Origin of the sequence: Bartonella acomydis, assembly GCF_039543025.1 — a bacterium.
In the GTDB taxonomy this organism is placed as follows: domain Bacteria; phylum Pseudomonadota; class Alphaproteobacteria; order Rhizobiales; family Rhizobiaceae; genus Bartonella; species Bartonella acomydis.
Genome location: NZ_BAABIY010000007.1, coordinates 1 through 10,161, shown reverse-complemented (window position 1 = coordinate 10,161; position 10,161 = coordinate 1). Strand labels below are relative to the sequence as shown.

At 39.4% G+C, this 10,161-nt stretch carries 5 protein-coding genes, 1 tRNA gene, 2 rRNA genes and 2 pseudogenes; 6 read left to right on the top strand and 4 right to left on the bottom strand.

All coding sequences use genetic code 11. The features are described from left to right. Nucleotides 1-280: 280 nt before the first annotated feature. Nucleotides 281-1,455 (top strand): annotated as a pseudogene (locus tag ABD909_RS01545) (MFS transporter); the annotation flags it as partial. 75 nt (nt 1,456-1,530) lie between these two features. Here ABD909_RS01545 and ABD909_RS01540 read toward each other — a convergent pair. Beyond that, nucleotides 1,531-1,692, bottom strand: a complete 162-nt coding sequence (locus ABD909_RS01540; RefSeq protein ID WP_345096207.1) for a hypothetical protein — start codon at nt 1,690-1,692, stop codon at nt 1,531-1,533. 230 nt (nt 1,693-1,922) lie between these two features. Here ABD909_RS01540 and ABD909_RS08580 point away from each other — a divergent pair, with 230 nt between their 5' ends. The 5 genes and pseudogenes from ABD909_RS08580 (at nt 1,923) to ABD909_RS01515 (ending at nt 7,581) form a co-directional block, all read left to right on the top strand. Continuing rightward, nucleotides 1,923-2,051: a DUF2087 domain-containing protein gene (locus tag ABD909_RS08580; RefSeq protein ID WP_425547910.1), complete on the top strand. Its 129-nt coding sequence runs from the start codon at nt 1,923-1,925 to the stop codon at nt 2,049-2,051. Between the two features lie 558 nt (nt 2,052-2,609). Further along, nucleotides 2,610-3,938, top strand: coding sequence for an MFS transporter (locus ABD909_RS01535; protein WP_345096204.1), 1,329 nt, complete (start codon nt 2,610-2,612; stop codon nt 3,936-3,938). Nucleotides 3,939-4,111: 173 nt separating this feature from the next. Then, nucleotides 4,112-4,887: pseudogene (locus ABD909_RS08575) on the top strand (tRNA-dependent cyclodipeptide synthase). Between the two features lie 19 nt (nt 4,888-4,906). Beyond that, a complete protein-coding gene (locus ABD909_RS01520) occupies nt 4,907-6,166 on the top strand; it encodes a cytochrome P450, cyclodipeptide synthase-associated (RefSeq protein WP_345096202.1) in 1,260 nt (419 codons plus the stop codon). A 50-nt stretch (nt 6,167-6,216) separates the two neighbouring features. Then, nucleotides 6,217-7,581 (top strand): MFS transporter, encoded by a 1,365-nt coding sequence (locus tag ABD909_RS01515; RefSeq protein ID WP_345096201.1) that lies wholly within the window; start codon nt 6,217-6,219, stop codon nt 7,579-7,581. 1,580 nt (nt 7,582-9,161) lie between these two features. Here the strand turns inward: ABD909_RS01515 and ABD909_RS01510 are convergent. The 3 genes from ABD909_RS01510 to ABD909_RS01500 form a co-directional block, all read right to left on the bottom strand. Continuing rightward, nucleotides 9,162-9,238, bottom strand: a tRNA-Met gene (locus ABD909_RS01510). A 111-nt stretch (nt 9,239-9,349) separates the two neighbouring features. Further along, nucleotides 9,350-9,464: ribosomal RNA gene (gene rrf, locus ABD909_RS01505) — 5S ribosomal RNA — on the bottom strand. A 68-nt stretch (nt 9,465-9,532) separates the two neighbouring features. Beyond that, nucleotides 9,533-10,161, bottom strand: a 23S ribosomal RNA gene (locus tag ABD909_RS01500); the annotation flags it as partial.

The window sequence follows — 10,161 nt, the reverse complement described above, 5'->3', positions numbered from 1 at the left end:
GGCGCCATAATTTCGAGTGTTTGTGGTTATTATGGTTACAGAAGCCGTAGGGATAGTTTCAAACTTTAAATCTTCTCGCCTCTCAAAACAAGCATACAAAAAGCTGTACTAATCTGTGCAGCTTTTTTATACCTGCCTGACAAGCTTCTTCTATAATATGGCAACGAAAAAATTTCTTTCTCAAACTTAATCTCCAGGAAAAATTAGACAGAGCAAAGCCCCCAAATATACCATTCCCACATAGGCAGGAAGAAATTTTAAAAGCCGCAAAAGCTTTAGCATGTTGGAAAGCATTGTGAGAAAGAAAAAATCCCTTATTTTCGCTCAAATGGGACTTTTTCTGGTTTTGGGCTTAAGCAGTTTTGCCAATGAAACGGCTCAAGTGACATTTGCTTTACATTTAGCAGAGAAAGTACAGCCTCCATTTCCATGCTGCTTTTTGCAGGGCTTATAGAAGCAATTTGTGCAAGACCCATCGCCCCGCGCCTTTTCCATCACTTCCAGCCAGCACACACAATGACTGTTGTTTTATTGTTTGAAGCACTTTTCATAGCCACAGCTGCAATCGCCAACCAGTTTTGGCTTTATATTGCCTTTCTTTTGTACTGGGTTGTGCTGGTTCACTCTTTTGGTCTGCTATCCTTGTTGCTGTGCCTGACTTCGCAAAAAGTGATCAGCAATTAGACCGTATCAATCGCATTATCCAAACAGTTTGTAATCTTGACTACATTGCCGGACCACTGTTAGGGGGCTATTGTATAGTCTCTCAAACGGACAAAAAGGGCTCTTTGCACTCTCCACCATGGTTTTCTGCGCAGCCTTGATCACCACATATTGTTTTAAAAGTTTAAAAGTGCCTATACCAACAACAAACATGGCACAGCAAAGCAAAAAGGAGCTAGACTTAACAAGGCTTTTGCGTAAAAAAGGTTGTCTATGCTCTTGCTCCCCTCATCCTCACCTCTGCTTTCAATGTGTTATCGATTGTCGCATCCGCACCAAACTCTCCTTTAGTGCACAAACCTACGGCATAATCAGCAGCATGGTCAGTCTCGGTCTTGTGGTTGTTTCACTCTGCTTCTCCAGTCTTTTTCATCGTTTTGGCAATGCCGCCGGTGCATCACTGGCTGCTGCAACTATTGGCTTGGCAATTTTCTGCTTTTCTTTAACACAGTACATATGGCTAATGATGCTGTCATTCTTTATCCTTGAGGGTGCCAACGGTATACAAAATGCACTGATGGCAAATTTTATGATGAAAGCTATCCAGAAAGAACAACGAAACAGTCAAATGCCTGCCTATATCTTCATCATACAAACAGCCGTGTGTATTGATTTTATCAGTGCAGGTTTTGTAAAAGTGCATCACACCCAACACGCACTCTTATCGGCATCACCACTATGATCACGGGCATCTTAGGCTTTATCGTCAACAGCACTCTGCAAAAAAGGAAGATGATCATGCATAACAGATTTTGCCATTTTTTCTCTCAGATAACCCCTGCACAAAAAGGAGATGACAATCATCCCCTAATCAAATCCCGAAAAAATTCCAATCAAATTATTATCTCTCCCCTGCAGCCCCATAGCAACCGATAAGACTTTGATAAACCACTCTTTGAGTAGAGAGCAGCGAACAGCCCTTCCCGAAACTTGATATTTTAAAGCAAAAAAACCGATAACATCATGCAACAAGATCCTATAGAACAAACAACAATATTTTTTGTCAAAGCAAGAATGCTGCACTTTATCAAATGATAAGGATCAAAAGATGCCCCTGATAAGACCTGGTATGAGAACAGAAAACAGTCTTGAGCGTATTTACGCGCTATTCAAATGGCAAAAACACGCACAATCCTTGAAATCGGTACGGGGGATAGCACGCACTTGATTGCTAAAGCGCTGCAAAAAGCAAAACAAGCATGGCAAAAATTGCCCAAGCCTTTCAAATGGAAAAAATCTATAGCGAAACGGAAATCTCCAAGATATGCGATCTCTTTACGGGAAATTTTGCCAGATTACGACGCACCCTGATTGAGAGAGGATTTTAAAAACTGAGCATTTAAAGGACATCTGCTCATCATTCTTTAAGGAGCATGCAACCGCTCTACCTTTAGAAAAATCAGAATGACCGAATGTAAGAAGTATCGATTAAAAAGATCCCTACCGCCCTCTCTTCCTCATGAGGGAACGATAGGAAGTTATCATAACCAACGATGTCTTCGCAATTGTAAAAAGAAGCTGCAGTGAACACAAGGAAACAAATTGATGAAGCACTCTGCCAAACTTTTAAAATATCTCCCTTTTAAAATATTTCTCAAGGATTTTGAGAATATGCATCCCCACAAAGGGAAAAGAGTTTGAATACTTTGGCAAAGAATTGACACAAAAAACACTTGAGTGAAATATTTTAACGGCCAAAACAACTGGAATATTTAAGCACATACCCTTAAAATAGAGAGCACACCAACAAACGTCTCCTACCTCACACCTTATAGGAACAAAAAATTCTCAGTTTTATAGAAGCAACCTCGTATTGGGATTTTTTTTATCACTGATATAGCTGCAAAAATAACACTATGAAAGGCATTCTTTAAAACAAATAAATTGTGACTGAAAATAAAATGTTACGGAAAATTCTCAGTTTCAAAGCAAGCGTACACCTTATTCTCATCACCACTCTTTTGAGCAATATTGGTGCCTTTATGGTCGTCCCTTTTTTGGCGATCTACTTGAACAAATTGAATTCGCTCAGTGCGATAGAAGTAGGTACCATCATTGGAATAGCTTTTTGGTGCCAAAGAGCAGGCTCCCTTTTAGGAGGAATCCTTTCCGATTATGTGCATATCAAAAAAACCATGCTTTTGGGTTTAGCGCTGCGGATTCCAGGTTATTTTATCATTGGTTTTACGCATAATTTTTACATCCTACTTCTCTCCTGTATCCTGATTGGACTAGGAAGCAGTATGTATTTTCCCGCAGCAAAATCTTTTTTAGTAAAAAACGTCTCTCAAGCTGACAAAGTTGATATTCTTGCCATCAGATCCATTTTTGCCAACATAGGGACTGCCATTGGCCCATTACTTGGAATGCTTATTTTAAAAGTTCATCCTCAACTCTTATTTAGCCTTGTTGGCTTCATCTTTATTTTATTATTGCTTATCAACTGTACATTAAAAGAAAGCCGGGTTACCAACACAGGCAGTAAAATAAATTTTTCTGATTTTTGCAATCTGCTTACCAACAAGACAATGCTGCGTGTAGCATTTTTCACGTTTTTATTTCTCTTTCTTTACATACAACTTGAAGTCACAATACCGCTGTTTAGTGACGAAACTTTTGGGAAAAGCACCCCCTCATATATTTTTCTCCTCAATGCCCTCATTGTTATCTTTTTCCAAATACCTGTCTCAAGATGGTCTTGTCGAGAAAATTCCAAAACGCCTATAGTGTTATCCTTTGTATTTTTTTGGCTCTCATTCTTTATTCTCCACGCTCTTAATCCTTCTTACTTTAGTCTCTTTTTAGCAATCGTGCTTTTTACCTTTGCCGAAATTATTATGCGCATACGCCTCGATTATGAGGCCACAAATATAGATGAACGCATCATTGCGAGCGCATTTGGCATCATGAGTTTATCAAGTGCTTTTGGAGGAATGGCAGGCAGTTACTTCGGTTCTCTCTTATACAACAAAGCTGTTTTTGGCTTATCGGTTTGGCAACTCTTAAGCATTGCATCCATCAGCGCTGCTTTTCTCTCTCTTGCTTTTTATGAAAAAAGCAAAAAAGTAAATTCAAGCAACCTGACTTCTACGCGTCTCATCATGCAGAAGAATTTCATAAGCTTTCCACAAGAAATTGCGCTAAAATGGGAGAAACATCAAACCTCAACCGTCAAATTTGAAAATTCGCTTATATCCATAACTAAGACGGTATAAATGCCCGTGTGTATTTTATGGTAACTTAACAAATCAGCTATTCGGTCCTGTTTTTTGGATGCACTGCACGGTATTTATTATATTGCATTGCACTGTATTTATTATATACTCGGATGGTTCGATATTTGTTATTAATTTAAGTAAATTATATTTTCCGTGATAATCACAATAGAATGCGGGGGGGGGAAAGTATGAGTGTAGCTTTACAAGAAATAGATATCAATAACTGTTTTTCATTTTCTATAAGGGGACAATCGGAAAACTGTTCTCGTTTAATCGCAATGAAGCAGCATCTTATGATCGGTATAAGTCCATTCAACTCAAGGTTTTCAGAAAAATATATCACTGAGCTCATATATTGGAGCGCGAAAGATTTCAAAGATATTGACGTATTGCTTCCAGATATAGAATCGGCAATGCTCCTTATATTAGCATCTGGAGCGACTAAAGCTAAGGCAGAGAAAAAACAAAAAAGGAGCTCAATCGCATAAGGCGTATATTATACAATATTCAGGATTTTAATAATTTAGAAAAATCATTTCGCATTCTTGATTTCTCTCAATACAAACAAAATGAAAGTTACAAGACACTAAGATCAAAAGCTATAGATCTATACAAAAAAAATTCGAATTTTAATGAATTATGTAAGAAAATGTCAATCCAAGCAGTTGGAAGCCGAGCAAAAAGCGTGGGATTATCAACTGAAGAAATAAAAGATTTGGAAATCATAAATATTTCTATTGAATATATTTTCAATGAGATACCGTTCTATATAAACACTCCATCTTTACTTAATAGAGAAAACTCAGTTTTGGCCTACCATCGTGAATGGCCGGTAGGAGAATTATTGCTTAGTAAGGAATCGCCTCTCTGTGTTGATAGGCAACAAGGACATGGAATTGTTTCTATATGTACACAAAGTTATAATAAAGAGCCTGTTCATTATTAAAAATTCAAGGGGGACAAACATGGTACGCCACGTTATTAAATTCAACATTATGGACAAAAATTTTCAAAAAAATCCATACCATACATACCAAACAATACATTCTTCAAACTCTATTCTTTGGGATAAAAATCTTCAGGCTTATTTTTTTGGCCGATATGAAGATGTCAACGCAATTTTGAAGGATAACCACTTCACAACAGCTCCCTTAGCTGTTCGAGCAGAGCCAGTAATGGGCGATCGCGTATTAGCCCAAATGGAGGGGCATGAACACCACAGCAAACGGCAAGCTGTACTTTCAAAACTTACTGGAAAAATGTTCCGTACTCGCTATGCATCAATTATTGAAAAAACAATAGATCAGCTTCTTATACCACATCTTGCCAAGGGAAAAATAGATATTATTAATGAATTCGGTAAAGATTATAGCGTACTTGTTACATTAATGGTCTTAGGTCTACCGATAGATCGCTACAAGGATATATCAATGTGGCACAAGGGCGTCGCGTCTTTTGTCACTAGCCTTAACCAATCAGATGAAGAAAAAGATTTTAGCTTATCATGCAGCAAAAGTATCATTTCTTATCTAACGCCACTGATAGAAGAATGGGATCAAAATTCATCAGAAGATTTAATATCTGTTTTATGTCAAAAAACAAATGATGGAAACAGTATGACAACTTCTGAAATAGTTGCACTTGTCCTTAACATGTTATTGGCTGCCATAGAACCTGCCGATAAAACGTTAGCTTATCTTTTTTATCATTTGCTCACAAACCCGAACGAATTAGAAAAAATCCAAAAAGATAGGACTCTTCTTGGCGATGCGATCGCAGAGACATTACGCCTCACTTCTCCTGTTCAGCTTATACCACGCCAAACCAATCAAGCGATGGAGTTCAGAGGGATCTCGTTGCCGGCGAATTCTCTCGTTTTTTGCATGATTGGAGCAGCTAACCATGATCCTGATGTTTTTATAGAACCCAATAATTTTATACTAGAACGTAAACGAACTGTTAAAACTGGTATGAATCTTGTAAAGACTGCAAACCATTTGGCCTTTGGAGCAGGCAGGCATGTTTGTGTAGGTTCTGCTTTTGCTCTCATGCAAATAGAGTTAACGGCAAATAGACTCCTCGATAAACTCATTGAGATCAACTTAACCGATGGCTTCATTTTGGAGGAAGAGGGGTTATACACAAGGGGACCATCGGCACTCCCAATTACATTCATCCCGATAACACAGCCTTCACAAACAGATATCCATTCTCAAAGCCTGTGATTTATGGGACAGAACCAATAATGTAAAGAATATCAGCAGGAGGCATAAGAATGCAAAAAAGAGATTCCTATAGCAAATCAGAAAAGTCTGTCATTTATACCGTCATTATTTCCAGCATACTCCCCTTGCTGGATAGCAGCATTGTTAATGTCATCCTTCCTAATCTTGCACATTATTTTTCAACGGGAGAAAAAAATATACAATGGGTTGTAACTTCCTATTTCCTCGCCACTGTGCCAGGACTGTTGATGGCAGCTTTTCTACAAGGGAGAATAGGCGTCAAAAAAACGTGGCTGCTTGCAAACTGTATTTTTATGCTTGGATCACTAGGGGTGGGATTAAGCTATGATTTTCAAAGCATCATCTTTGCCCGTATCATTCAAGGTTTTGGAACAGGTCTCTTGCTGCCTCTAAGCCAAACCATTATTGCCTTACAATTTGGACAAGACCGCGTTCGCCAAGCCATGGGTACCATAGCTGTCCCCACGGTTTTCGCTCCTGCTTTTGGTCCACTGGTGGGTGCTTCCATTGCTCAATATGTTTCTTGGCGGTTGTTGTTTTTTATCAATATTCCGCTTATTTTATTAGCACTTGCCATTGGAGCAAAACATTTAAAGACCAACGAAACAACAAAAACAAAATTTAATCTACTGGCATTTTTAGCCTTTTCCCTATCCCTTATTTCGTTTTTTTACCTCACAGAAGCCAGAAATATTGCTAACAACAACATCCTCTCTCTCATAGCACTGATAGCTGTGATCTCTCTCATATTCTTCATTGTTTCTAATCAAAAAGCAAAAAACAAATTAATCGTCTTTAGCGGATTTACAAATGTGCGCTACACAGTGCTCATGATCATGGGGCTTATTGCTTCCTTTCTTTTTTATAGCTTTCTCGTTTATTTTCCCCTAGCCCTCGCCTTAGAAGAGCCCCATGAAAAGAGCCTTCTCATCATCGGTGCTCTCCTTGCACTACAAGGGGTGGGAGCATGGATTGGCAGAAAATTTATTTACCAAAAATGGAAAGAAAAATCTTCCTTTTTCATGATAGGAATTGGTTTGCTAATCTCAAGCTTTGGTTTATTATGCTTTGGCTATCAGACAAGCATGGATGGTCTGGGTTTCTTACTAAGAGGTATAGGGCTTGGTATTGCCACCATTGTATGCCTGTCTGCCCCCATCCAATATGTCAATCCTTTATACGTCAAAGATACGGCAGTTATCACACGTATATTACAGCAAATAGGTGGCGCTTTAGGAGGTGTGTTCTCTGGCTATTTACTCCATACGCTAACAAAAGGAGTTCTTTCTCTCAACCAAACATATCTCATATTCTTCCTCTTCTCTATCGCTGTATTTTTACTGTTTTGCCTCGTACTCTCTCTATCGCCTAAGGAAAAAAACACAAACTTATGAGATGCTTTGTTGAAAACCTATAAATATTTGCAATGATGATAAGAATATAGAGCATGTGCTTTGGTTTAAAAACACCACTATGCTGAGACTTTAACTCCAGCCTTCATCTTTATAAACAGTACTAACCCGCGAGACTCCTTAAGCTCTAACATTGGTACACCCCATTCAATTACACTTCATTACGCCTCTCCCGACTTTTCTAAAAAATGAGGGGATGAAGATTTAGACATGTGCTATGGAATTTTTTAAACCTATCACCATAGGGTAATCTTTCCGTATTATAAGATTTGCATAGGATTAAGCATAGATTATCGATGTTGGATAATTCTATAATTTTGCTCCCGAAAGCCGCTTCAGCACCATTATAGTACTCATAATCCCTCAAATTCTCTCAGGCACGCAGCTGTGATTATGGCAAATCATACCGCACTTTCAAAGCCTATATAGGAGGAACAAATTGGCTTTTGCGCGCATCCACTATCTCAAAACTTTCATGTTTTATAGCTTTGCATGTGTTTTCTTCTCGCTAGAAGAATGGTTGCAAGTGTTATTTATTTCAGGTCTTTAATGCATTGGGAAGTGTGTCATTTTTTGACGTTTTTAGCTTTTGAAAGCGCAATATGTTATTTATACTGAAGATATTTTTCTAGCGTTGTCTTCGACTATATGAGCACAGTAACATATGCTTTCCTGGTGTTTATCTTGATGGCATATAAAGGGGAATGGGGGCATTTGACATTATGGAGATTTTTTTGAGACACCTTTAAAGCGATAGGATTATCTTGATGATCAGGAGGTATTTTAGCACCAAATATTTTTATGGTTTTTTGTGCAATTATTCGAGCATTTTTTCTTCACTTGTAACCTTGTCCTTCCACCAGCCTTTATCTTCTTCACTTTCTCTCTCGCCTTCTATGAGAGTACAAAGCTCCATCTTCTTTTTTTAAGGAGTAAAGGACTATCCCAATTTTAATGACGCCATGATATATGTAAGAGATTTTTCTGGTGTTTTTTTGAGAGAGTTTTTTTATATTTTTTATTTTGTTTTGATGTATGAAGCCTTTTTGTGAAAGCCATGAGCTTTGTCCTTTTTCGCGCTTAAGCAACATGATAGGGCGCGTGCAAAATAAGATAGGTATAGCTATCTTTAGCCGCCTTTTCTTAGAGGGAATAGTGTTTGGGCATAATCTAACGCCTCACGTTGGTAACAGCTTGCATTGTTTTTTTTCGCGTAAGTGGATTTGATTTTGTCCATAGCCTCACCCCAGGCTTTGTAGAGGAAGAGCCAACACTCCTGCATGTATGTGCAAANAGGCGCCATAATTTCGAGTGTTTGTGGTTATTATGGTTACAGAAGCCGTAGGGATAGTTTCAAACTTTAAATCTTCTCGCCTCTCAAAACAAGCATACAAAAAGCTGTACTAATCTGTGCAGCTTTTTATCTTTCTAACATTGGCCTTTTTTTATGATCCACGGCGCCAGTCTCCCTTTTTTAGATGGTTAATGAGCAGATATGGTCTAGGTATTTGATTTATTTTATTTTTTTGGGATTTATTTTGTAGAGATTATGATGAGAGCCTTGGTTGCGGGGGCAGGATTTGAACCTGCGGCCTTCAGGTTATGAGCCTGACGAGCTACCGGGCTGCTCCACCCCGCGCTAAGGCTTTTATAAGCTATTTTATTATCTTTAGCATTTTCTTTATGTATTTTATTTTTAGAATTGCCTGATTTTACTTTAACTGATGAGATTTTTTTATGCATTTAGCAGACCTGGCAGCGACTTACTCTCCCGTGCCTTAAGGCAAAGTACCATCAGCGCTGGAGCGTTTCACGGCCGAGTTCGGGATGGGATCGGGTGCGTTCACTCCGCCATAACCACCAAGTCGGCAAAATGCATAAAGATTAAGAGAAGCTGGAATTTTATTTTTATGAATGAATATGGGAAATGGGAACGATCAAGTCGATCGAACGATTAGTATCAGTAAGCTTCATGTGTTACCACACTTCCACATCTGACCTATCAACGTGGTAGTCTACCACGGTTCTCAGGGAATACTAGTTTTCAGGTGAGTTTCCCGCTTAGATGCCTTCAGCGGTTATCTCGTCCGTATATAGCTACCCTGCTATGCGGCTGGCGCCACAACAGGTCCACCAGAGATACGTCCATCCCGGTCCTCTCGTACTAGGGACAGGTCCTGTCAATATTCCAACACCCACGGCAGATAGGGACCGAACTGTCTCACGACGTTCTGAACCCAACTCACGTACCGCTTTAAATGGCGAACAGCCATACCCTTGGGACCTGCTCCAGCCCCAGGATGCGATGAGTCGACATCGAGGTGCCAAACAACCCCGTCGATATGGACTCTTGGGGGTCATCAGCCTGTTATCCCCGGCGTACCTTTTATCCGTTGAGCGATGGCCCTTCCACACGGGACCACCGGATCACTATGACCGTCTTTCGACTCTGCTCGACTTGTCAGTCTCACAGTCAGGCAGGCTTATGCCATTGCACTCAACAAACGATTTCCGACCGTTCTGAGCCTACCATCGCGCGCCTCCGTTACTCTTTAGGAGGCG